Annotated in this window: 24 protein-coding genes; 5 read left to right on the forward strand and 19 right to left on the reverse strand. The window is 37.9% G+C overall.

Translation table 11 applies throughout. The annotated features are described in order from the left end of the window. Positions 1 to 127: 127 nt before the first annotated feature. The 3 genes from ACLIBG_RS00445 to ACLIBG_RS00455 form a co-directional block, all read right to left on the reverse strand. A complete protein-coding gene (locus ACLIBG_RS00445; protein ID WP_439310726.1) occupies positions 128 to 1,120 on the reverse strand; it encodes a sensor histidine kinase in 993 nt (330 codons plus the stop codon). Then, complete coding sequence (locus ACLIBG_RS00450; protein WP_439310727.1) at positions 1,117 to 1,821, reverse strand: response regulator transcription factor; 705 nt, start codon at positions 1,819 to 1,821, stop codon at positions 1,117 to 1,119. Before ACLIBG_RS00450 ends, ACLIBG_RS00445 begins: the two co-directional genes overlap by 4 nt. A gap of 67 nt (positions 1,822 to 1,888) precedes the next feature. After that, entirely contained in the window at positions 1,889 to 2,671 is a 783-nt protein-coding gene (locus ACLIBG_RS00455; RefSeq protein ID WP_439310728.1) for a hypothetical protein, read from the reverse strand. Between the two features lie 112 nt (positions 2,672 to 2,783). On the opposite strand from ACLIBG_RS00455, the gene ACLIBG_RS00460 reads away from it, so the two are divergent. Continuing rightward, positions 2,784 to 3,032, forward strand: coding sequence for a hexameric tyrosine-coordinated heme protein (locus ACLIBG_RS00460; RefSeq protein ID WP_439310729.1), 249 nt, complete (start codon positions 2,784 to 2,786; stop codon positions 3,030 to 3,032). A gap of 362 nt (positions 3,033 to 3,394) precedes the next feature. On the opposite strand, the gene ACLIBG_RS00465 is transcribed toward ACLIBG_RS00460, so the two are convergent. The 6 genes from ACLIBG_RS00465 to ACLIBG_RS00490 form a co-directional block, all read right to left on the reverse strand. After that, positions 3,395 to 3,601 carry a transcription initiation factor TFIIIB gene (locus tag ACLIBG_RS00465; protein WP_439310730.1) on the reverse strand — a complete coding sequence of 69 codons (207 nt, stop codon included), beginning with the start codon at positions 3,599 to 3,601 and terminating at the stop codon, positions 3,395 to 3,397. 19 nt (positions 3,602 to 3,620) lie between these two features. Next, on the reverse strand, positions 3,621 to 4,892 hold the full coding sequence (locus ACLIBG_RS00470; protein WP_439310731.1) for a hypothetical protein: 1,272 nt from the start codon (positions 4,890 to 4,892) through the stop codon (positions 3,621 to 3,623). 5 nt (positions 4,893 to 4,897) lie between these two features. Next, a complete protein-coding gene (locus ACLIBG_RS00475) occupies positions 4,898 to 5,497 on the reverse strand; it encodes a hypothetical protein (protein WP_439310732.1) in 600 nt (199 codons plus the stop codon). Positions 5,498 to 5,805: 308 nt separating this feature from the next. Next, the gene (locus ACLIBG_RS00480) at positions 5,806 to 5,961 is read right to left on the reverse strand and encodes a hypothetical protein (RefSeq protein ID WP_439310733.1); all 156 of its coding nucleotides are present in this window, start codon (positions 5,959 to 5,961) and stop codon (positions 5,806 to 5,808) included. 28 nt (positions 5,962 to 5,989) lie between these two features. Then, the gene (locus tag ACLIBG_RS00485) at positions 5,990 to 6,853 is read right to left on the reverse strand and encodes a hypothetical protein (RefSeq protein ID WP_439310734.1); all 864 of its coding nucleotides are present in this window, start codon (positions 6,851 to 6,853) and stop codon (positions 5,990 to 5,992) included. Continuing rightward, positions 6,840 to 7,793 carry a WD40/YVTN/BNR-like repeat-containing protein gene (locus ACLIBG_RS00490; RefSeq protein WP_439310735.1) on the reverse strand — a complete coding sequence of 318 codons (954 nt, stop codon included), beginning with the start codon at positions 7,791 to 7,793 and terminating at the stop codon, positions 6,840 to 6,842. Before ACLIBG_RS00490 ends, ACLIBG_RS00485 begins: the two co-directional genes overlap by 14 nt. A 494-nt stretch (positions 7,794 to 8,287) precedes the next feature. Between ACLIBG_RS00490 and ACLIBG_RS00495 the strand changes: the two genes are divergently transcribed. Further along, a complete protein-coding gene (locus ACLIBG_RS00495) occupies positions 8,288 to 9,382 on the forward strand; it encodes an NAD(P)-binding protein (RefSeq protein WP_439310736.1) in 1,095 nt (364 codons plus the stop codon). Positions 9,383 to 9,677: 295 nt separating this feature from the next. On the opposite strand, the gene ACLIBG_RS00500 is transcribed toward ACLIBG_RS00495, so the two are convergent. Next, a complete protein-coding gene (locus ACLIBG_RS00500) occupies positions 9,678 to 10,253 on the reverse strand; it encodes a TMEM175 family protein (protein WP_439310737.1) in 576 nt (191 codons plus the stop codon). A 477-nt stretch (positions 10,254 to 10,730) separates the two neighbouring features. On the opposite strand from ACLIBG_RS00500, the gene ACLIBG_RS00505 reads away from it, so the two are divergent. The 3 genes from ACLIBG_RS00505 (at position 10,731) to ACLIBG_RS00515 (ending at position 12,259) form a co-directional block, all read left to right on the forward strand. Beyond that, complete coding sequence (locus ACLIBG_RS00505) at positions 10,731 to 10,859, forward strand: hypothetical protein (protein ID WP_439310738.1); 129 nt, start codon at positions 10,731 to 10,733, stop codon at positions 10,857 to 10,859. A 17-nt stretch (positions 10,860 to 10,876) separates the two neighbouring features. Then, a complete protein-coding gene (locus ACLIBG_RS00510) occupies positions 10,877 to 11,215 on the forward strand; it encodes a hypothetical protein (RefSeq protein ID WP_439310739.1) in 339 nt (112 codons plus the stop codon). A 102-nt stretch (positions 11,216 to 11,317) separates the two neighbouring features. Beyond that, positions 11,318 to 12,259 (forward strand): hypothetical protein, encoded by a 942-nt coding sequence (locus ACLIBG_RS00515; RefSeq protein ID WP_439310740.1) that lies wholly within the window; start codon positions 11,318 to 11,320, stop codon positions 12,257 to 12,259. Positions 12,260 to 12,888: 629 nt separating this feature from the next. On the opposite strand, the gene ACLIBG_RS00520 is transcribed toward ACLIBG_RS00515, so the two are convergent. The 9 genes from ACLIBG_RS00520 to ACLIBG_RS00560 all read right to left on the reverse strand — a co-directional run bounded on the left by ACLIBG_RS00520 (position 12,889) and on the right by ACLIBG_RS00560 (position 22,566). Continuing rightward, positions 12,889 to 13,599, reverse strand: a complete 711-nt coding sequence (locus tag ACLIBG_RS00520; protein WP_439310741.1) for a hypothetical protein — start codon at positions 13,597 to 13,599, stop codon at positions 12,889 to 12,891. A gap of 169 nt (positions 13,600 to 13,768) precedes the next feature. Next, positions 13,769 to 17,410 (reverse strand): multicopper oxidase domain-containing protein, encoded by a 3,642-nt coding sequence (locus ACLIBG_RS00525; protein WP_439310742.1) that lies wholly within the window; start codon positions 17,408 to 17,410, stop codon positions 13,769 to 13,771. Positions 17,411 to 17,428: 18 nt separating this feature from the next. Beyond that, the gene (locus tag ACLIBG_RS00530; RefSeq protein WP_439310743.1) at positions 17,429 to 17,716 is read right to left on the reverse strand and encodes a hypothetical protein; all 288 of its coding nucleotides are present in this window, start codon (positions 17,714 to 17,716) and stop codon (positions 17,429 to 17,431) included. Between the two features lie 64 nt (positions 17,717 to 17,780). Beyond that, positions 17,781 to 18,116 (reverse strand): hypothetical protein, encoded by a 336-nt coding sequence (locus tag ACLIBG_RS00535; RefSeq protein WP_439310744.1) that lies wholly within the window; start codon positions 18,114 to 18,116, stop codon positions 17,781 to 17,783. 213 nt (positions 18,117 to 18,329) lie between these two features. Further along, positions 18,330 to 19,025 carry a hypothetical protein gene (locus ACLIBG_RS00540; RefSeq protein WP_439310745.1) on the reverse strand — a complete coding sequence of 232 codons (696 nt, stop codon included), beginning with the start codon at positions 19,023 to 19,025 and terminating at the stop codon, positions 18,330 to 18,332. Positions 19,026 to 19,141: 116 nt separating this feature from the next. After that, on the reverse strand, positions 19,142 to 19,726 hold the full coding sequence (locus ACLIBG_RS00545; protein ID WP_439310746.1) for an SCO family protein: 585 nt from the start codon (positions 19,724 to 19,726) through the stop codon (positions 19,142 to 19,144). A 14-nt stretch (positions 19,727 to 19,740) separates the two neighbouring features. Continuing rightward, entirely contained in the window at positions 19,741 to 20,202 is a 462-nt protein-coding gene (locus ACLIBG_RS00550; protein ID WP_439310747.1) for a hypothetical protein, read from the reverse strand. Positions 20,203 to 20,212: 10 nt separating this feature from the next. Next, the gene (locus tag ACLIBG_RS00555) at positions 20,213 to 20,632 is read right to left on the reverse strand and encodes a hypothetical protein (RefSeq protein WP_439310748.1); all 420 of its coding nucleotides are present in this window, start codon (positions 20,630 to 20,632) and stop codon (positions 20,213 to 20,215) included. 689 nt (positions 20,633 to 21,321) lie between these two features. After that, positions 21,322 to 22,566, reverse strand: a complete 1,245-nt coding sequence (locus ACLIBG_RS00560) for a hypothetical protein (RefSeq protein ID WP_439310749.1) — start codon at positions 22,564 to 22,566, stop codon at positions 21,322 to 21,324. Between the last annotated feature and the right edge of the window lie 10 nt (positions 22,567 to 22,576).

Consider the following 22,576-nt stretch of genomic DNA (forward strand, 5'->3'; position numbering starts at 1 on the left):
CTGTACTAGCTATGGTGCGTTATAAACTGTACTTTAATAGCTTATACTTATATATTAAACGCTTTGGCCCTATTCAACGATCGATCATTCTTTCATTAACATTACATCTTTGTAAGATAAGGGGAATTTATGCAAGCGTCTGTGGTTTTGTAAAACAAATCCGGAATGTTGTGCCTTTATCAACTGTCGACGCCACTTCAATAGTGTGACCAAGGTAATCGATAACTTCCTTCGTTAAATAAAGTCCTATACCCGTTGATTCACGAAACGTACGCCCATTATCACCTGTATAAAATGCCTGGAATACCCGTTTTTTATCATGCACCGGAATACCAACACCATAATCAGTTATTTCCAATACGGCCGCTTCCGCTCGCTTATACACAGTTATATCTATTCGATTACTCCGACCGGCTGTATATTTCACCGCATTATGCAATAGTTGATCAATAATAAAAAAGAGCCATTTTTCGTCTGTCTCAACGGTAAGATTACTTTTTATGGTGACACGAGGATACACTTCATTACGGATATAAAAACGTTTATTTTCCTGGTTTACTGCTTGTATAATTTTTTTCAATTCAACGGGCTTTATTTGAAAATCCTCTTGAATTGTCCGCATTCTCGCCATATACAAAACAGTATTCAAGCCATTTTTTATACGACCGGTTTCTTCGCGTATATTCGAGGATTCGGGTTCATCCAACTCCTGCGCAGACAACTCGATAACAGATAACGGCGTTTTCATTTGATGAACCCAGCGATTAATAAACTTTAAATGATTCGCCTGGTCATCCTCCGCTTCTTTTAAATGATTCATAAATAATTGATATTGCGTTTTCGTTAATTGATCAAGCGCTTCGCCAATAGGAGTATTGTCCGTCCTTTCCAGCAGCTGCTGCAAATCAATAGAACTTATGGATAATTTTTTGTACATATGACGCCTGTTATAATAATGAAAAATCAAATAAACAAATAATAAGAAAAAACTAATGACCACACAATAAAGTAAAATCGCGTATTCATGAAAACCGCTTAGGATTAAGATCATACTAATAAACAATAATTGCATGCATTGAAGAGCAATGAACCCGATATGTTCTTTCATAAATAACTTCATAATGAACGCTCCGTCCATGTCACATTCAGCCTATAACCTGATCCACGCACTGTTTCCACCGCTCCGGTAATACCAACGCTTTGAAACTTTTTGCGAACTCGCGACATATTCACATTCAGTGTATTTTCATCGACAAATACTTGGTCATCCCATAATTTTTCCAATAAATCTTCTCTTCCAGCCACCCGTGGGTAACGTTCAATTAAAAGTTCCAATATATTTGTTTCATTTTTAGTAAGGTCAACGGAGTTATTATTGTAATGCAATTGATGTCGTTCCGGGTAAAGTTTCACATCATGTACATCTAAAACTCGTTCCTTTTGACTTCCTGCATATTCACCGTAAGCACGGCGCAGCTGGCTACGAATTTTTGCCATAACGATATCTGGAGAAAAAGGTTTCGTAATATAATCATCACCACCGTTTTCAAGTGCCATAACTTGATCCATTTCCCCTATTCTTGCTGAAATAAATATTACCGGACAAATAGACTCACTTCGAATTTGGCGACACCAATAAAAGCCGTCATAATAAGGTAAATTAATATCAAGTAAAACAAGATCTGGCTTATACGTTTGAAAGGAATCCATAATATGATCAAATTGTTCAATAGCTAAAACACTGTAATCATATTTTGAAATATATGCCTTTAAATAGGCTGCAATTTTTGGATCATCTTCAATAATCATCACTTTATTCATATGAAATCTCCTTATTTTACAAAAGTGCCCGTCTATTTTATCACACAACTTATTTTACGAATCCTTTTTACATTGGATACCCTTTGCCCGATAACAGATAAGAACCAGTAATATTATATTCTTTACGTTGCTTTATGGATATCCTTAAGACTATTAAAAGTAACACAAATCCTACTAAACTTGTCAAAACAGGATAGACAATTGGAAAAATCACACTTGGGTAGCCTTTTGTAATATCTGAATAGTACCCCATTGCCATTAGCGATGTGCCAGAAAGGTTTATCAATTTGACGGCTAATTTATTTTCGCTTCTTTCCATATAAGACACCTCTTCTTCTTTAACCGTATTATCTGAAGAGATGGTGATGATTTTCCATTTTCTATTATCCATCAACTCGTCATCATCTGTTAGCCGCTGAACGATCTTAATCTGTTCATTGCCAGTAAGGCGATCTTTTACAGTCAATACATCTAACCAGGAAAAATATCTGCTCCCTCTATTTCGATTGGATAGCCATATTTCATCCGGTTTGGAAATTTGCTTATTGTTTAGTAGCCAATGAATTTTTACAATATCCCCTGGCGGTACGTTCGCATCTTTATCCCAAAGAGTTAATGATGCCTTTCGACCTGTTTTCTCTTCTCTAATTTTTATATTTTCTCCATTTACCGTTATTTCCTGCACATCAATGATATCTTCAAAGCCTTGTTCCTCGTAAGCATGATGAATCTCATAACGGGATTCGATTATTTTTCCAATCCAAAATTCACGGATCATATGAAACATGGGGATCAATGAGGTAGCCAGAAATATAAAGGAAATAATCAATAATGTAATTTGTTTTTTCATTCTTTCTCTCTCCCCCGTCGATACGAATGAAATTTCAATAAAATTGAACAATGAACCTTTAGGACTTATAGGTTATATACTAATGTAAGATTTTATAAAGGAGATGGGTTTTGTGGAAAGATGGATTAAAAACTTAAAAACAGCAACACCACAAGAAGGATTTGAGCTGGCGATTAAACTCGCTCAAAAAGGTATCGAATATACGCAGCCATCCGAAAGCATCAGAAAAAAACTGCGTCCGAAATATTCACGGGATGCCGATAGTCTAATAGCTGCTTCACAAGTGATCGCTATTCATTATCAAACCGTTGCGGCTGCAAATAATTATTGGGGAATGAATACGAGAATTAACTCCAAATAACAGCTGCCGCCCCATACGAAAAATATTCAGAAGTTAACGGTAGAAATACAACAAGGCCAGTTGGACAAAGATACAACAGATTTAACGAGGCTGGAATTGCCTACCATTTACCGTTGAGCTTCCCTCTTCACACGTGAAGAAAAGCGCAAGCGCCCTGCTTTGAAACGTAGCGACTGGACCGAAGCAACTGAGATAAAGGAATCACGATGAGCTGTGCGAATCGATGATGACTTATTGTAAGGCGCTGCGGGAAATCGCCTAGTTTCTGGGCGCTTAAGCTAGACAGCTATGAGCAAAACTTTATACTCTCTGACCTTTTTTTTAAAAAAAGGGAAACTTATGAAAATAAACGACAAGATTTTTTAAAATAAAGTCCCTTTAAATTTCTCTGGTTTTTTCACATACCCTTCAATGATAAATCCGCAGTTTGTGCAAATAATATACTCGATCGTCGAGCCGAAACTCATTTTGTTATCTGGATGCATGGCTGAATAGCCACTTTGTTTCCCTTTCCCCAATTCTTTTTCACCACATTTTGGACATTCCGTTACTCCCGTATTATTATCCATAAAAAATCCCCCCTTTTGTCTATGATATATCATCTAATGCAACTATTTCCCCGGTTGATGCATCTACACCGTATAGACAATCCAATCTTCCACATAAAACGTACTGTTTTTGCTCAAAATCATATACATAATAAGGGTCTAGCTTAAATAATTTCTTAAGTTTTTCATACGCCGCTTCTTTTGTTATTGTTACTTGTTCCGGTGCTTGAAATTCTTCAATCATCTCTAGCATCGGTTGATTATCAATGTAATTGAGTGGCTGAAAACTCTTAGCACCAATCATCACGTTTATTTTTCGTTGAAATACCCGATCATCTTGCTTATTTACTCTTAATGTTGCATGAATGTATTCTTTATCACGGTGAAGTGTTTTTAAAATCCATTTACCAGTATCGTTTGGATATTCCTTGCGCAAAAAGGTGCTGACCGCTTCAACACATTTCTGATGTTCCGTTTTGGTTATCGGAAATGAATCAGGAGAGGACTCGCCTGAAAATGCCTGTTCGATTGTTACATCCTCTGTCATCTGAATCTCTTGCCTTTCAAAAGTTTGATGTATAGGAGCTTCCCAATACAACGTTTGATCTATTTTAGTCCGTGACCGTTCATCCACAATGAATTCAAACGGTATCATCGATGTTTGATCATTCGTAATATAGACTTCTTCCACCGCATAAACAGGCATTAATTTTTCCTGTTCAAATAAAGGAAATTCAACAAGCCCCAGTTGTTCTTTTGCGAAGTTTTCTATTTTTTCAAGGGATAGCGTATATCTTTCATTTTTTATTTTATCCGAAAAAAGAAATTCCCCATGAACAGCAAAGAAAGTAAGCTTTCCTTCTAGGTCAACTTTAACCTCAATCGAACCGGAGGGAGAAATTGCTACACCAGCGAAGTGTTGTTTAAAATGAAACTCCCCTTTTTCGGCTTTATGCAGTTGAAATTCCTCTCCATATGATAGACCTGTCTCCTGTTCGATCCACTTTACGATGGTCTCTATATTCATATCCGGAAAAATGAGCCCATCTGCATACGATGTTCCCCCGACAAAAATTACACGCTCAAACTTTCTGCTATGAATGTTGATCTCTATGACTGCTGTACCCTCCGGATTTAAATCATCATCTTCTAATTCTTTTAAATGATTAGGAAACCATTCCATGCATAATGTATATATCGTTTTATTGAAAATATTTACGCTCCGATCAAGGTGATAACGCTGTAAATAATAATTATTTAAACCAAATTTTCTATATGTAAAATCAATTAATCCCTTTATTCTATTATCCATCTTAGTCACCTCGATTCTTTAAGTGCTGGCTGTTCATCATTTGCATTTACATGTTGACTTAACATCCTGTTTAATTTTCCCTTCATTTCATCCGTAGTAATGATAAAACTTAACGGAAAGCCTTTTGTCTTTACTTTCAACTCATAACCAGCATTTGCTTCTAGTGAAAAGCCATAATATTTGTGATTTATGTCAATGGGAACAAATTGATAGGATTTTATCTTATGCCACGGAATAAAACGCCTTCCGCTAAGCAATCCGTCATCAACAATGGCAAATAAATTTAACAGACTGTGGGAATTAGCTATTGGAAGAAATAATAATAAGTATAAAGACCAATCAAACAGTTGGAAAAAAGCGCCTAGTAAAAACATCGTCATTACAAATAGTAGCATAAGGGAATAAATAATAATGCCAATCTTTTGCTTGGCATATGTAGGAAAATCAACAGGCTTTTCCGGATGTTGTCGAATAGCAGAAATATCTTCATTCGTTTTAGGAAAAATAACTTTCTGATTCATTTTGAAGAGAACCTGAATAAACTGATAGAGAAAAAATCCGAAGATAACAAGAAACAATAAATCTATAATTAATTTTAAAATCATTAATCCTGCCCCCAATCGGCTTATAGCCATTGACACATTGAACTATTATTTCGATAATACACTTTATCTTCCGCCTCTTCAATCCTGCCTATTTTCAATGCTAGCAGGCATTAGGGGAATTTGTTACACCATCTTTTTTTATGATTTTTATCAGAACCGATAAACGCTACTAATGTGCAAGCCTAAATGTAATCTAATACAAAGTGGCCGTTATGACTTAAGTGAAAAATATGTAACAGTCGATAATCTCCTGAATCAAAAAGTGAATGACAGTGGCTTTCATCTATCTCCCATTCATCATTAGCAAACTATATTCTTTCCTTATACATAACCATTGCGCTGAAAAAGAAGATTGGAGTGGAAAATTTAATATCCACTACTTCAATCGAATAATCATTTAAAAATTCATTAACCTTCTTATCCAGCCCTTTTTCAGAAAATCCATAAAATGTTTTTATTTTCACTTTCTTCGCCTCCTAATATTTTTATATTTTAATTTGATGACTTATAGCGCAGCGTTAACGGCTCGTTTTCTTCCATCGTGGCTTTGTATAGACTAAGGCTTCCCGTTGTCGGTTTAGAAACATCGGAATGTACTACAAAATCTTCATTTAAAGATATAATCCAACCAGCTTCATTGTCACTCACTAAAACAATAGCAAGTGTCCCAAACTGCTGAATATCATCCCATGCAAATAATTCTGTTTTATTATTTTCGGTAATAGAGATTCCCTCTTGTTCACTGACCACTTTAACATTATCACCTTGCCATTCTCCATGAATCTCTGCTCCGACATAATAGTAGGACAAACCATTTTTACGATCGCCATAAGTGCCAACAAATTGCTGGATGGTATCTTCCGCTGTTTGATATGTAAAAGCTGCAACATCATTTGCTAGCCATTCCACTTGATGTTTTCCATCTATTTCATATGGCAATGTTTCTTTTGGACGACCTAAAATACCGTAATACGACCTATAGTAAACGGATTCCCCGCTGTCTACATGTTCTTTAATGGAAAAAACGTGCTTGAAATCAGGTGAAACGCTTATGATGTTTTTTATTTCCTTGTTACTATCAACAAGCAATACGGCGTGTACGATAATGAACATACCTACAGCGACAACTCCTATCAATTTAAATCTCCTTGTGAGGCTAAGCAGAAGTAGTATTGAAATATATAAACAAATAGCACACATAATATTGATGATGTAAAATAATCGGTTATCGATATACTCTACTTCAACTCTTTCATGGACGAATAAATATCCCATTTGCAAACAAAAAAGGCCTATAGCAAATAGAAAAAGAATCCAACCGACGATTTTAAACGATTTATTTTTATTCGGATTCATTTGGCTGTACCTCCGTCGAAAACTTCCATGTTAATCCGTTGTCTTCTGAGATAAACTTTCCTTTTATGTTACCGCCTTCGTAATCCCCATTCGGTCCTTGATTAACGAGAACTGTCAAATGATCGTCTTCTATTACCGGTACTTCTGCCTGAACAAAGACTCGGTCATATTTTTCCGGGATATTAAAAACTGCTTGATTCCAAGATTCTCCACCATTCTGTGTAACATAAACATCCGGCTCTTCAGGATTTATTGTTCCATAGGATAAAAATCCAGTCGTTTCATCAACAAATCCACCAAACGCAATTAATCTCGTTGTAGGTAGTTCTGCTGTAGACACCCAAGTTTGTCCGCCATCATGGGTTAAAAAGACAATTGAAAGCTCTTGAGACATGGTACGCCCACCAGAGATAACAATATATCCAAACTGATCATTTAAGAAATCTACTTTTCTAAAACGCATAGGCGCGAAAGGTTTCGTAACAACACGATCATGCCATGTTTTCCCTCGATCAAGGGAATAGGTTATTACGATTTTTTTTGATTTTCTGTTTACACCCTCCGAATATAAAAATGCAGCACGGTTTTCGTTAAGTATATAACTGCCATCAATTAATTCTTGCTTGTTCCCCCTATACTCCCCTTCAAATAAAAAATCTTTTTCAATCGGAACTTTAACCCAGTCACTTCCTTCGTCATAGGTAATGTTTAGCTCATCGTTTTGTAAAGTATAGCTAATATTCTCGTTGTTTACTGGCTGTAATGGTTCAGACTGCGATTGAGATTGTTCCGCTGCATTTGGTGATTTTGTATTATCTGCGGATTCCGTTTGCTCGTTCAATTCCGGAATTACGATAGAGTTTTGATTTTGATAAAAGTAAGTTCCAATAATTAAGGCCACCATCATAATAGAAGATAACCCTAGGATAACGTTTTTCATTCATAAAGCTCCCTTATAAACGATTAAATTGCTTAGCTAACAATCGCCAAGTCTTGATGACGATAGCTTAAGATGCACTTATACAATAGAAAGGTTTTTCACAGTCGTATCTGCTGAAGATTGCCTTTTTTTCTTCCGTCATCGAAATCCGTTAAACAAAATCTCTGTTACTTGAGATGTCAAACGGAGTCAATAAAAACCGTAGCACTGTCTTAGCTTTCACGTCAATCTTTTTCAGAATTCCTTCCAGTATACCCATCCACATCATTTTCGTGATAAGTACATTTATGGTTAAGAGTTAGATGTTTTCGCTAAATAGCTTTTTTAATGAATTAAGTTGATGTTTATTTTTAAAAATTTACTTCCCGGCCAGGCAGCACAAGGAATGCTCTTATACTTGTCATTTTCTTCATATTTAAAAAGCGATCATCATTACATTAATTACCTTAATAAGGGAACCATTACTATAAAGATTTTTTTGGAGGTAATCTTAAATGAAAGTCGCTATTATGGGTGCCGGACTTTCTGGTTTAGCTTGTGCGATAACGCTTGAAAAGAACGGTATTTCCCCAACGATATATGAGAAAGGAAGTAGGGTAGGTGACAGATTTGTAAATGGAGAAGTGTTACTTGATATTCTAAACCGACCAATTGACGACTGTATTGCTGATCTTTCAAATAGGTATGGCATATATCTCAAACCAACATCCACTATTCAAAGTATGGAGCTTTTTTCAAAAAATGAAAAGGCAAAAATCGAGGGGCATCTAGGATTTACAAATATTCGAGGTAGAAATCAAGATTCTTTTGAGTCCCAACTAGAACGACAAACTAAGTCAACTATTCATTTCAACTCCGAGTATACATTTGAACAATTACGTACGGAATATACGCATGTGGTCATGGCAACTGGAGATGGGGCTTATGCAAGTGAACATAAAAACTTCAAAGAAGATTTGTCTGTATCTATAAAAGGGGCAACAGTTGAAGGTACATTCGACCCGAACAGAGTAATGGCCTGGATTGATTATGACGTTTCTCCTTATGGGTATTGTTACCTTATTCCATACTCAGAAAAGGAGACGAATGTTTCCCTAGCAATTCCTGATCTACCTGAAAACGCTGATGTAAATATTAGCGACCTTTGGGATCGATTCTACTCAAATATTCAATCTCAACTAAAACAGGAGCTACCAATTACTGATCGGTTTCAAATTACCCGTTACCCAATGGGTATCTGTCTATCTCCGAGAATAGGTAATACATTTTACGTTGGCAATTGCTTGGGTACAATGATGCCGTTTATGGGCTTTGGCCAGTACCCCTCTATTTTAAGCGGAATTTATGCTGCTTATGATTTATGCGGTATAGATAATTATGAGGAATTAATGAAACCCGTTCGTCAAAGCTATGAAAACTCTCTTGTACTAAGAAGGTCTTTAGAAAAATTATCTAACGAAGGGTTAGATCGAATGATCCGATCGCTTCAAGGATACTTGGGTGAAAAGTTATTTCAAACAAAATCAATTGATCCAGTAAAATTAGCAAGCTATGTACTACGACCTGTTCTAAATATGACGAAGGAGTAAACGTTTTTTTCGGCTAGTTGCATCGTTTTTAGAACATCTCTTACCTCTTCCTGAATTACTCTTCGCTCCAGTTAAGTTAACTTGAAACGATCATTTAGGTTGAAACATAACTGAATGAGCATGAAAACCCGGGTTCCTAATTGAGGAATTCCCGGGTTAATGTGGGATGCTGTCAAAGAGTTATTTTAGTATGATCAAAAATATTCTCTTGCCCATATGCGTTCCTCTTCTCTGTCGAGTTTCCATTAGACCGTTTATATGTAGTAAATGTTACACACATTGCAATACAATCCGATTATTGCACAATGGTTTTTTCTATCCGCGTATCTGGGATGAACCATATAATCGCAACAATTAAATAAGTAACGTAAGAAATTATCGGGACCCAAAATGCAAATGCAATACCCGTTACATACAATAGCATCGAAGTTTTCCCTTTCCAGTCAAAGCCGATTTCTTTAGCCAAATCAGAACCTTTCCCTTCACATTGAACGACTTTCTTTTGTAAGAACAAGTATGAGACGGCACACAGTAAAAGGATAACGCCATAAAATAATGTTGGCACAGCTTCTAACGGGTTCATTCCAACCCAAGCCGTCGAAAACGGAATTAATGACATCCAAAACAACCAGTGAAGATTGCTCCAAAGTACTTGACCATTTAGACGATTTAATTTATGTAGTAAATGATGATGATTGTTCCAATAAATTCCGACATAAACGAAACTTAACATATAACTCACGATAGTCGGAATTAGTACCAAGAATGCTTCTTTATCAATGACTGTAGGTGGCTTTAGCTCTAATACCATAATAGTAATTATAATTGCTAGTACACCATCACTAAACGCTTCCATACGACTTGTTTTCATACTACCGCCTCCCCTTTCTCTAGTTCTATTAACGATTTCTTTTAATTTTAAACGATATAACCATCATTTATCTATATTTTTTTATGTTCACCGCTCTTAACAAGTGGCCCTCATCCAATAATTTTAATCTGACCTACATTTCCAAAGCCATATTCTTTAAGGAATTCTCAGTAATCTTTCGAAAGCGTTATATCAGTCTTTTCTTCAGCCTCCCCTCGTCCCATTGCCACATTTAAGTCTTGTGTCCAATCGAAGTAATAAAAAATTCATATACTGTAGTATCTAAAACACTATGGTTTTAGTACTGTGCAAAATGATGAAGTGAATATTTTGGTAAATTATTCGAAAGGAGTTGTATTATGCAAATTCACCATTGTCCAAACTGCGGTTATTCCCTTAACTCGTCTGATAAGCACAATAATTACCACTGTCGCGTTTGCGAACATAGCCATAATGTTTGTCGTTGTAAGGACAGCCATGAACCGATGTCGTCTTACAGCCACCATCACGATTGCAAGCATCCTCACCGACATTGCCAGTGTGTTTGCTGTCACCATGGATCATGCAGACGGTTCATTTGTGACGATGACTTTAGGTTACGTTTAGGTGGGTTACAAGATGGGTTGAACTTCCGTCTCCGACAATTAGTTGGTTGTCATGTAGAGATTCGCCTAGAAGATGATCAAACCGTCCGTGGTGAGATCTGTCATGTTGGGTCAAACTTTGTTGAATTAATGGTTGATCACAGATATCCTCATACTGGATCAGAAGAAATAGATCCTGCTTCTGTAGATGCCTCGGGTTCTCCGGATGAAACGGATGCACAGGGTATTACTGAAATAGAGGAGCAAGGGAGTAAGAATAACAAGAGAAAGAAAAGCTATACAGTGATTTTCTCGCTGGAAAAAATCAACCATATGGAACACCATTGCGGATGCCCAGGCCCTTGCACATGTAAGTAGTAGCAATTGCGTTTTATAGACCTTCTTTGTGAGGGGATTACTTTGTTCATCCCCTCAAATCATAGAGCGTTTAAATTCCATAAAGATAGGAGGGGTAATGCCATGAAAGACATGTTCCAAAAAATACATGACCAAATCAAGAATAATTCCTGTCTTCTGATTAAACAAAGGCTGCCTTTTCTCATTATCTATTCGCAAAATGGAACTACCTTTAAAGCTATTGGAAAAAATAACTCCAAAGATTATTTTAGCACTCACCTTTTTATGTTTGCGGACTACCTTGAAAACCAAAAATGTATCACCCTATTCCCGGTAAATCAAAAAACTCATACGATTTCCTATACTACTCAAGTTGTTGTTTCCCTCAATGCCATTTGTGGAATTCAATGGGTAAAACCTAAATTGATTAGCAAAGCAAAACGTCGACACACGACAGAAAAACCAATTAATACTGATAAAAAAACAGGCAATTACGAACCTCAAAATAATAAAAAGACAGCCTCACATAAACAAGACAACGCCAAACCTGTGATCGTTGAGAATAACAAAACTTCCCCATCTCATACTACTGCACCATCCGAAATAACTATTCAGCGAAAAGATGATTTCCCTACACGTAGGAATGAAGTAAATTCCTCAATATCTCTGAACCGAATAATTCCAGATATGGAAAATAAAAATTCACCTGCAGTAGATGGTTCAGAAGTAGAACAAACACTCCGTTCAAAGATAGAGGATGCAGAAGAAAGAGTAATCGATAGCGACACTGAAAAGCCATCCACGATTAAAGAGGAAATGTACAAAGACCTAGTAGAAATATATCCACATCAACATTCACATCATTCGACTGTTAAACCTGCGCAGAAGTCACAGCCTGATTTTCTCCTAATTTCAACGAATAGTGAAAAACAAGAACATAAAAAGGTTCAATCCTCTGAAACTGAGTCAAATGAAACTCCAGAAAAGGTAGTGAAAACATTAACCTCCTTTATTCCACTCGATAAAATTAGATCGATTACGATTAAACATGACAAGAAAAACTAAAATTTAAAATTATTGGATGAGGATTTCTATTATGCGTTTGTTAAGTTCTGTTAAAAGCAATGTTAATCTTCTTACACCTATTTATGCAGTTAGGATACAAATTCCCTTCGTACCGTGTGCACTTAGTAAATTATTTTCATGGTCCTGCCAAAAAGGAGATCGGTAGGGTGTGCCCAGAAGGATAACAGTTATTTCCTAAGAGACTAGCTCAAGAATCTATAGGTTACTGGCAATTCCGCAAAAAAATCAACCACTAGGTTTAACAGGACTTTTTGTGTTTGAAAGCTTATTACGATAGTAATCCCTGCCAGCTCTCTAGCCCTCTACCTCCTGTTGGGCTTATAGTCATTAGGTAGTAAGGAGGATTACCTTAACGTTCCTATGCTTGTCTATATGTGAGCATGTAGTTCGTGTTTTTTACAACAAATATTTAGTTTGTTCTAGTAATAACTATTATATCATGAATATTTCTTATAATTTTGGTGGGTTCCCTTAAGTGAAGTCTTGTTAAATTTCAGGGATAAATCAATTTATGAAGCAAGGAAATGCGTGGTATATAAATAAATGCTAAGTGAATGTGCAATATTGTAATCCTGACTCGATCACATAAACCGAGTCAGATTTTTAGTTCAATTCTCTTTTTTTATTGATATCATTATGATTTTTTCCATAGAGATTATTTTTACATCCTTTTCCACCTTTAAAACAATGGTTTCTTTGTTCACATCGGTTACGAACCCTTTAATCACCTCATCATCCATCGTGATTTCAATAGTTTTTGTTTCAAGAAACAGTAAATATATATTTAACCGCATTCGGAAGAATAGATGCAGTAATTTTGGCGATGAAGCAACTGTAGCACCAAAAAAACTGGTAATATCACGACGCAGACAAGGGTCAATATCGCGCAATTGTGCTTCATGCTCGTGTTCCGCAAACCGCCCTTTTGGTTCCACCTTTCCGATGACACGGTATGGTAGAATGGTCTCCATCTTGTCATCTAGTAAGACAACAAAGTCAAAGCCAGCCGTGTGAACTTTCCCTTCTACGGTTTGACCTGTGAGTAGTTTCACTTCCACAAATAACCCTTCCAATCCGAAAAGGGCCTTGCGAAACGTCTCTTCCGGCGGTCTGTTATCTAATGCCAGATCAAGAAGTAATTCATTTGCAACAGCAATTTCCTTTTCTAGTTCTTCTAATTCGTCAATGGATAGGCAACTTGTTGGGGATGGGAATTCCGCAGTTGGAAACCTATCTGGGCAACAACGATGATCAGTACAAAAGTCTTCAATCGGGGCTTCTTCAACAAGAGGAAGGTTCTTCCTCGTCACAAACTTCATCTTATTCACCTCCTTCCTTAAGAACCTTTTTATGTATGCGATGGTGGCGGACACTAAGTAAAGGGAATCAGTGTAAGCTTTTTCGCCCCTTCTTTATTTACTTAGTGCCAGACACCATTCCTTCTTATCTTCTAAACGTTCCAAGGAATCTAGATGGTTAGAACTACCTTTAGTGTTTTAGTGGAGGCAAGTGTTTTTGAGGATCCTGATGCACCCTCATAATCCCCCACATTCCTGCCTCGATATCCCAGCGAATATTACCTGAGCGATACATATAGTCACCAGGAAAACCAGATACTGATCCAGCCCCACCCAAGAGCGGTAGATTGCGAATAGCTCCAGCTACCTGATGGCCAACGACCGATTCAATACGTGAATTCATATCCTTTGAATCGAAGTGCCAGCGGTGTCCGTGCAGGTGGAAGGTGTGTGAACGGCGTCTTTCTGCTGGAGTCACTAACCGAATTGTAACTGGGTCACCTAAATAGCTTTCAAACAGAGGTGTTGCTGGGTCTTCAAACACGATGGAGGAAAATAGTTCATGTAGCTCAGGATGTTCGCGATAGCGGTTTATGAGACGCTCAGAACGGTAATTAAATCCGCGTGATCCCTGGTCGTACGTATCAAGAAGGTCCTCATCAATTTCTGGTGGTGCTAAGAGGATACTGTCAACAGGATCAAAGATAATTTGTTCGTCTTTGTCTAGCAGTCTTACACCGTCATGCATGATTAGAGCGAACTCTCTCGTATCAGGCAGTAATGAGTTCCGTAAAATCACATTGGCACCAGTCCTAACAGGTTTAAGGGTATACGGATCTAAATATTCGGTCCCTCTAGGTTCAGCAATAAAAGCTCCGAAAGTGCCATGCCCTTTGTGATTACGAAAATCAGCCATATCCCATAATCCGCAAGCTCCAACTTGGCTGTCTACAAACCAGCGGTAGTTAATAGTCTCACCTGGCCCCACTGTTTGGTCGTCATTAAATCCTACGGTTTCTCCTGAGGATGTCTTAACGTCATAATCGATCAGTTGTGGATGAAGTGATATTCTTAAGGACGGCGGATAGAATGCTTGTTCTTTCACTATCGGGTAGGGATAGATCCCATCTTTAAATGGGAACAAATCAAATTTCAGCATACTTGTCAAGGTAACATCGACTGTATCACCCACATTGGCTCGAATAATCAATGGCTCTGGTTTCTTTCTTCCGCTTAAAATATCATCCATTTCTTCACGTAAGGCAAAAATGATTCCATGCGGGTCGTGATCACCGTATCGGTTGTATTCGATTGGAGTTTGAAAAGCAACAATATCAAATTTTCGAACAGGCCCTTTAACCGGCAAGAGGGTAGGGTCTTTTGCTGATTGCGGCACCTTCCCTGTACATTCTGGAAACGGTTTACCGCGCTTTGGCGGTGCAGGCCGATCCGCTAGAGGAATGAGGTCTGGAACACGTTCACCGTATGCCCGAATTAATCCCCATAGCCCATGCCATAAATCCTCTTCCGTTTCAAAGGCCCACAAATAGTCTCCGGCTCTAGGGATAAAGGTTTCAAAAGTGAACGACTCCGAAATTCCAATATGGTTCTGGCAGTTAAGACTAGATAATAGATCCCCCCTTTCCTGCAGCCATTTTAGCCCGTGAACATTAAAGCTGTGGGATTCTTCTTGCGCCCCTTGCAATAGTCTGATGCGAATCGGATCGCCCTCATAAGCGTATAAAATCGGTGTAACCGGATCCCCATGGACGTGAGAACTAAAACTGTAAGCCGGATCACAATCAGGACCTAAACGAAACTGGAGCGGCTCATTTTTATAATTCACTCCAAATACTCCAGGATCATCCTGTGAAGCCGGGAAAGGGGGCGGATTGATAGGTTTGCCGTCTTCGTCAAATAATTGAGTGAAATCTTGTGTGAATAAAGCAAAGTCACGGTAATTTGGGATGAATGGATTTTCGACGGTTACCTGTGTGCCATGATCCACTTCTTTACCCGTCTTCGAATCAAGGAGCGTTGAAAAACGCGGGTGTATGACACCGGAGCCAAACACACCGTGATGTTGATGAGCCAATGGGAATAGATGATCATGGAAGTACCATGCTTTCAATTCAACATCGGCAAAATAGGAATATCGGATTGTTTCGCCTGGTAAGACAGATGAATCATAGTTCCACCCAACATTTGCTCCATCACATACAAGTACATCGAATTTTACAAAGTGAATATGAAACCCATTTTCATACGTTCTCGTTACAAGCTGGAAGGCATCACCATCTAAAATATGCGGGAGTCGGTTCGTATAATTAATTTGAATACACGTATTTGCTGGGGCATGGATGACAAGCGGTTCTGGTTCCTTTTCACCTGAACAAATGGCCTCTAAGTCTTCGTCAGGAACGAAGATTCGCCCCTTTGGATCGTGCCAGCCGTGTTTATTATAAACAATGTCTAACTCAATGATTGAAACATTAAACTCTTTAACCTTCACTCCCTCTGGGCAAGGGTCTGTAAATACCGCTCCTGGTCTAGAATTAGGGATCGCAGCATGTCGCTCAAGCTCCGTCAGTCCTCTTCCTCCAACAATGCCGAGTGGAGGGCGAGGTGCTTTATTTCCAACCTTGCCAGGTATAAAATTCGGAAATCCTGGTCTCAATTTAGTTGGCTTTGGAGGCTTCGGTCGATCTGGAAGCGGTTGAAGTGCTGCAATAGTCTCACCATTTGGATAGCACTGGCTGCCATCTTGAAGAGTGTCAAATACGCGATTCATTCCCCACATACCGGCCGCAAAGTGTGGATAAAGGTGACAGTGAATTACCGCATCACCCATCGAACCCTGCAGACTTCCTAACCCATATAGGGGAGAAATCGTATAGTGAGACTGTGGACTAATCGCTTGGGCATCAAAGATTTCTGAAGATAAGTCCTTAGGATCACTAAACCATTGATGGACATGGTAGTGGAATACATGCGTTTCCTTCATTCCTCCATGAAAAAGGCGAATTTTAGCTGGATCACCAACGTACCCTCTCAAAATGGGAGCGGATGGGTCCCCAAACACCCACGAATCGTGATGGACTTCCTCTCCTTCACAATTTGGGCACACAACCCCTTCGGCAAGCAGCTGCGAGCGTCGATTTTCAGGTTCATAACGGTAGTTCGCTCCATGGAATGAATCTTCTTCCTGATTAGAAATGTGATTAATCGGACGGTTTCCAGTTATATCATCTACTTCCATTTCATCATGGAACATCCAAACATATTCGCGGAAAGATGGCAGCAGTGGATGATGAATATCCGCATACAATCCGCTGTTAGATTCCTTTCCTGTAATTGGGTCAGTCCACCAGGAAAACCGATTTTGAACCACTAGAGCGCCGAACAGTCCATTTCCATTTGTACCATTTTCTGTGCTCGATTGGTTTCCTAAATCGGAAAAGAAATATTTCCCATCTGCAACAGCATGGATACGATAAAGAATGGATTCGTTCGGTGCTACTGTGGTGTCTTTATTAAAGCCCACCATGGTACCATCGGATTGACAAACATCATAATCCGCTTCCTGAAAATGAATACCTGTGTTAAACGGCAGTTTGTTTTCAAATTGAATTTCCACTATATCGCCCTCATTCGCCCGAATTGCTAAAGGCTGAACGAGTTCGACAGGAGTGAAAGGATTCTTTTTGACTAATCTTTTCACTTTTTGCTCATTTTCTTTTAATACATACATCATTCCATTTGGGTTGTGATCACCAAAGGTATTGACGACAATTCGTATCGGGATGGCAACCACGTGGTATCTTCGTATCATTTAACACCCTCTTCTCTTTTAATCTTTTAGGTCTGGAATTTTCGTACCCCTACCTGTTTCAATATAGAAGACTTCGATTGAATGGATATGAACAAACCATTCTCTTCCCTCCAAAGCTGGGACATGAGACGTCTGAACGTCTAATACTGCTATATCTTCCATCACATCTTTGATAATGCCAATAAACAGGAACGGGAAGGATTCTGTTAAAATAAAGACTTTCCTTCCTTTATTTCTTCTAAAATGCTTTTCAATGGCATCATCTCTTACAACGTTGACCGTACTCATTTGTCTTAGTTCATCCAATGAGTAAACCCTCCTTAATAGTGTTATAGAAATGGGATTATGATACCCTTGTGCCCCGCTCCCGTTATGTTAATGGGAATACCAAATCGCAAGGGACTTCTGTTGAAAATGCACTGACTTTTTCAAGCGGAATGCTTAATGGAAATGGGCTTTCATAGAAAGGGGCATTCACCATTTTGATCGTCACTGGTGACAATGTAATGTGGCTTTCCGTTACTTCATCAATCGTTCCGCAGAAAATCGGTCGGAATACTTGGCCTAGTAGGTTGAGTTGAACTGCTTTTGTAATGACCAACAATTCTTCTCCCTTCATGCTTTTTAGATCCGTTAGCAGCCTCTCATCCATTGAGTGTATCTCATTTAACGCTTCTTCATTTGACTTTTCCTCATGATTACTCATCAAATCTCCCTCTTTCTATTGTGTTCATTTATGCCTTACCTATTGAATTCTATTTAACACCAAAATACCCTTGCCTTTGGAGTTGGCTCCCTTATGAAAGGTTCGCCCTTAAGCTTGACACATTTTTTACTTAGCCAACTCATTAAAATTTCACAGAACAATATGCGTCTGCACCTTAATCTCACTTACACCGTTATCTGTTGTGAGACCACATTAAACGAGGTACTTAAGCAATTCCTTCCAAATTGTCATTAACCTGATTGTCGTAACGGATTGAATATTCATTAGCGGAATACACGTTTTCGATTTTAGATATAAGTTTTTCATGTCTGTTTTTACGATTTTTCCTACTGTTGTTTGGTCAGATGTTTTTACCTCCACCCATGTTCCTTCCCATGTTTCCAAATTCGTTCTCATTGACTCTTCAAAAAATTGCTGTACTAAAGCATCTCGTTTCGAGACTGTTTCTCCAAATCTAAGAACGATCTTTTGTCTTAATTGATTATCATATATATGATTCTGGTGCGGGTTAGAGTACGTAGGGGTTCCAAATGGAATATTCGCTGATTCGATCGCGGTATATGGGAGCCAAATCCGTTTTTGCAAGTTGGTCAGCATGACAAAGTCCCTGCCAACGGTTGTCACTTTACCTGTTATCGTTGAGTTTTTCTCCATATCAAACACGGGCGTAATGACCACTTCCTGATGCCTCTTCATTTTTAAAAATTTCTTGAGTGTCAATGTTTTACGATGTGGTGCATACAAATCAATCAATTTAAACACATTCATCTGACTGATATGCTCAGTGAGAATTCTTGTTTCTTCGGCCGAAACAGCGCTTGTCGGTGAAGAAAATGATGGTCTCTCTACTGGCTGCTTTGTATTAATTGCAAACTTTTTCCTCTCCAATTCTTCTCTCCCTTCTACCTTTTCATTAGTTTTCCTACATCTATTTATTGTTAATATATGGCTCAAATTTCTTTTGGGTTGGTTCTTCAGCCTATAAAAGTCACTTTTGGTGCTGCCTAATCGATAAGAGCTGTGATATTTTCCGCTAACAGCTCAAGATCTACCGAATTATTCCCCGTATTCATATCATGATAAGCCCGGACCCAATTGTTCCCATCCAGTAAATACATCTTCGTACCGTGTACAATTAGTCCATCAGAGTCTTTTTTATACGCCATGTTAAATTGCTTGGTGATTTCCTGCGTTTGGTGAACTGTTCCTCTTAAAAAATGCCAATTCTTAGCAGTGATATTAAAATTACCTTTATATTGTTCTATTTTTTCAACGGTATCGACTTCTGGATCCAGCGTAATCAAGATTACATCGTAGTCTTGTTCGCTAACCTCTCTATTTTCCAAGGATTGTTGAAGTTTCATTAAATCCATCACTGTCATGGGGCAAACATCGGGACACGAGGTATATAAAAAGGTTACAAGCTTTGGTTTTTCCGGAGAAAAAGTATAAATTTCTCCAGTAATCGCAGGCAAGTGCGGATCTTTAATGGTAACTAATTTGGGAAGTGCAACTGTGCGAGGCCATAAAATGTAAACAGCAACGAATCCTATGAAAACTAGGACGGTTATGATAATTTTCTTTTTCAAATACATTCACCCCCTCAAACTCTTAGTGAATATAAAACTAGACTTAGAACGAGAGTCAGTAAAAACGTAGCAAATCCGCATAGCTGATATATATTAAGAAGGATTTGCTCTTGATTGGAAATTGGGATACTGCAAATTTGCGGATTTTTCAGAACCTCCCCAATCATCACCCCCATCGAACTGCCTATTAGTCCGTTATAGAAACCAGCGAGGACCGAATGATATTTTACCAGTGAGCCGAATACCCAACCGGCGGATATGCCTAGGAGGATATTCAAGATAAAAATTGTTGATAGTTCAATAGGAAGAAGGACTGTTAGGTGGATACTTAGAACCATCGTTGAAATTAATGTGGCCGTTTTCGAAATGGTTGTTGCAAACCGGTCGTCAAACAATTGCTTCCTTCTTTTAAAACGGAAGTAACAGTAAATCGTTGCTATAAGACTCCATGCACCAAAACCATAAATGATTAACATTGTATTCCTCCTATGTCCTCCTTACCGCGATCACCAAGATCACCATGATTAAGCAAATGAGAATTTCTAAAACAAAAATGAAAAAAAATGGTTCTGTCAGAATTGCACCCAGCATCGGTGCCATAATCCCTACCATCAGTCCATTAATTAAACCAGTTAACATCGTTTGATAGTCAAACAGCGCACCGAACAAGGCCCCCGCTCCCATTCCAATGAGGGTTGTTAAAATAGTGACTACTGTAAAGTGGAATGGGTATTGAAAGATCAATAGAATCCCTGTCGAAAGCGCCACAACCCCCCCGATTGCCATGGCAATATTCATTCCTAAATGGAAGCCTACCAATCGCCGATATCGGTAAACATAAACGTACAGAAAAATAAATATTATCAGGTTCCCATAAAGGATTATCACAAAAGACACATTCTGCATTCAACCACCCCATAGCAAAATATGCATACCATAATATAATATGCATAGCACAACAGAATATGCATAACATAGCCTGTTAGTAATAGCTGCCTTTATTAATGCTTTCTTTTTAAATAGAAGCCAATACCTAAGTCAGCAATAATATCCATTACGAAATACCTCTGATTTCCGCGTAAAAATAAAAACCCGTGGATCAAAAAAAATCCCCCGAACCATATCAGTCCGAGGGAACAAAAACATACATCTTTATTCTACTAAAATCGCTAAACCTATTTAGGAAAGGTTGTAAGAATATCTTTAATTAAATGAAGTTTCTTTCGAAGTTCACTTCCATTTTTAATTCTTTTTTAGTTCAAGATTTCTCGGGTTTCCCCTATTTTTTTCTTTATTTATTACACTATCGTATTCAACAACCATACAAAAAAAGGGTTTGAAGAGGTGTTTTTGGAGACCCAATTGAAATTAACTTAGAAGTGCACAGTGAAAGGATGCAAGACTTTATTACAAACGTCATAAGTTAATTGAACAAAATCATTTCTCCAAACACGCCACACACTCCACATGGGAGGAGTGGATAGAATTGATGTATTTGCGATTTTTAGCAAAACGGTCGTATGCGGGAACATATCGACTAATTTGTACGTTCGTGGGAACAGGTCAAAAGTAATCATAACATTTTATTACAGTAACTAATCAACATCAACATGTTTTTCTCGTTTCGTCAAATACCACACGATAACAAGTCCAACAATGCCCATAATAGTACCAAACAATACTTCAGAAAAACGAGCTTTCCCTTGGAACAATAGATTAAATATCAAATTTTCATCTGAAAATACATCATTTACAGATATGATTAACAGGCCTGCTGTCGCAATACAAAATGGCACGATTTTCATCATCATGACAATTATATTTTGACTAAACCTTGCAAGTACAAATGTAAAAGTTGCAGCACACAAATTAAACAGAATAACGATTCCTGCAAGTAAACATGCATATTGTCCAAATGTAATGTCATACAGTTGCAATCCACCAGGACCGGGGTGAAAAGCCATGACAGATGCTTCCCAATAATCTATGGCACCATTAGCCATAAATGGAATATATGCTAACACAATGAGCAAGAATGATAAGAATACCGCACTAAATATCGTTACAACTAATTGAATTGAAAAGATCTTCCGACCGACATGTGATGAATATTGGATAAGGTTCACACCCCACATACGATCCATTGTTAAAAATGGTGCAATCAATATAGTAATAGATATCAAGGAAAACACACCGATCCCTGCAACATAATTTGAAAAATTACTTGTTAGATCATAGCGGATTAAATTGCCATTGTTTATGTCTAATATATGATTTGCTGCTTGAACAACGACAGGTCGACTATCATTGTCTATATATCTTGTTTGAAGATAGTCCTTATAGAAAATATACGTTCCTTCAAGTGTTATGAGTGCATGCAATTTATTTAATGGTGATGCATATAACTCTTCCAAGGATTGTGCATTATTTTCTAGTTTCTCTTGCATTATTGTTAATAGTTCAGAGCCCTTTTGCTCATCCACTATTCTTACACTAGCATTGCTAATCTCCTCATGAAACATAACATATTCCTCATAAGTAGTTATATTGTTTTCCTTAAAAATGGATTCTGTAGAAATAATATCATTTAATTCCTCGATGACTTCCGCCTTTTTACCAGGAATATCATATGAATCAAGTTCTTCTGAATCAAGTATATCACCGTAAAGTTCGAACATCTCGTTTTGATACGAACCGTAGATACCGTATTTTGATAAACTGTCATATGAATCTAAAGAATCTTTTAGAAAAGTAAACCATACGAGAACACCCATTACACCAATAATTACAATCATTCGCCAATTCCATATCTTTTTTAGCTCATATATTAATAGATTCATTTTTTCCTCC

The sequence above is a fragment of the Virgibacillus sp. W0181 genome (assembly GCF_051846915.1).
Taxonomy (GTDB): domain Bacteria; phylum Bacillota; class Bacilli; order Bacillales; family Amphibacillaceae; genus JBPYCR01.

Bases quoted from the DNA above. Each gene is read 5' to 3' on its own strand.
- ACLIBG_RS00445 (WP_439310726.1), bottom strand. From the start codon at position 1,120: ATGAAGTTATTTATGAAAGAACATATCGGGTTCATTGCTCTTCAATGC.
- ACLIBG_RS00450 (WP_439310727.1), bottom strand. From the start codon at position 1,821: ATGAATAAAGTGATGATTATTGAAGATGATCCAAAAATTGCAGCCTAT.
- ACLIBG_RS00455 (WP_439310728.1), bottom strand. From the start codon at position 2,671: ATGAAAAAACAAATTACATTATTGATTATTTCCTTTATATTTCTGGCT.
- ACLIBG_RS00465 (WP_439310730.1), bottom strand. From the start codon at position 3,601: ATGGATAATAATACGGGAGTAACGGAATGTCCAAAATGTGGTGAAAAA.
- ACLIBG_RS00470 (WP_439310731.1), bottom strand. From the start codon at position 4,892: ATGGATAATAGAATAAAGGGATTAATTGATTTTACATATAGAAAATTT.
- ACLIBG_RS00475 (WP_439310732.1), bottom strand. From the start codon at position 5,497: ATGATTTTAAAATTAATTATAGATTTATTGTTTCTTGTTATCTTCGGA.
- ACLIBG_RS00485 (WP_439310734.1), bottom strand. From the start codon at position 6,853: ATGAATCCGAATAAAAATAAATCGTTTAAAATCGTCGGTTGGATTCTT.
- ACLIBG_RS00490 (WP_439310735.1), bottom strand. From the start codon at position 7,793: ATGAAAAACGTTATCCTAGGGTTATCTTCTATTATGATGGTGGCCTTA.
- ACLIBG_RS00495 (WP_439310736.1), top strand. From the start codon at position 8,288: ATGAAAGTCGCTATTATGGGTGCCGGACTTTCTGGTTTAGCTTGTGCG.
- ACLIBG_RS00500 (WP_439310737.1), bottom strand. From the start codon at position 10,253: ATGAAAACAAGTCGTATGGAAGCGTTTAGTGATGGTGTACTAGCAATT.
- ACLIBG_RS00505 (WP_439310738.1), top strand. From the start codon at position 10,731: ATGAACCGATGTCGTCTTACAGCCACCATCACGATTGCAAGCATCCTC.
- ACLIBG_RS00515 (WP_439310740.1), top strand. From the start codon at position 11,318: ATGAAAGACATGTTCCAAAAAATACATGACCAAATCAAGAATAATTCC.
- ACLIBG_RS00520 (WP_439310741.1), bottom strand. From the start codon at position 13,599: ATGAAGTTTGTGACGAGGAAGAACCTTCCTCTTGTTGAAGAAGCCCCG.
- ACLIBG_RS00525 (WP_439310742.1), bottom strand. From the start codon at position 17,410: ATGATACGAAGATACCACGTGGTTGCCATCCCGATACGAATTGTCGTC.
- ACLIBG_RS00535 (WP_439310744.1), bottom strand. From the start codon at position 18,116: ATGAGTAATCATGAGGAAAAGTCAAATGAAGAAGCGTTAAATGAGATA.
- ACLIBG_RS00550 (WP_439310747.1), bottom strand. From the start codon at position 20,202: ATGTTAATCATTTATGGTTTTGGTGCATGGAGTCTTATAGCAACGATT.
- ACLIBG_RS00555 (WP_439310748.1), bottom strand. From the start codon at position 20,632: ATGCAGAATGTGTCTTTTGTGATAATCCTTTATGGGAACCTGATAATA.
- ACLIBG_RS00560 (WP_439310749.1), bottom strand. From the start codon at position 22,566: ATGAATCTATTAATATATGAGCTAAAAAAGATATGGAATTGGCGAATG.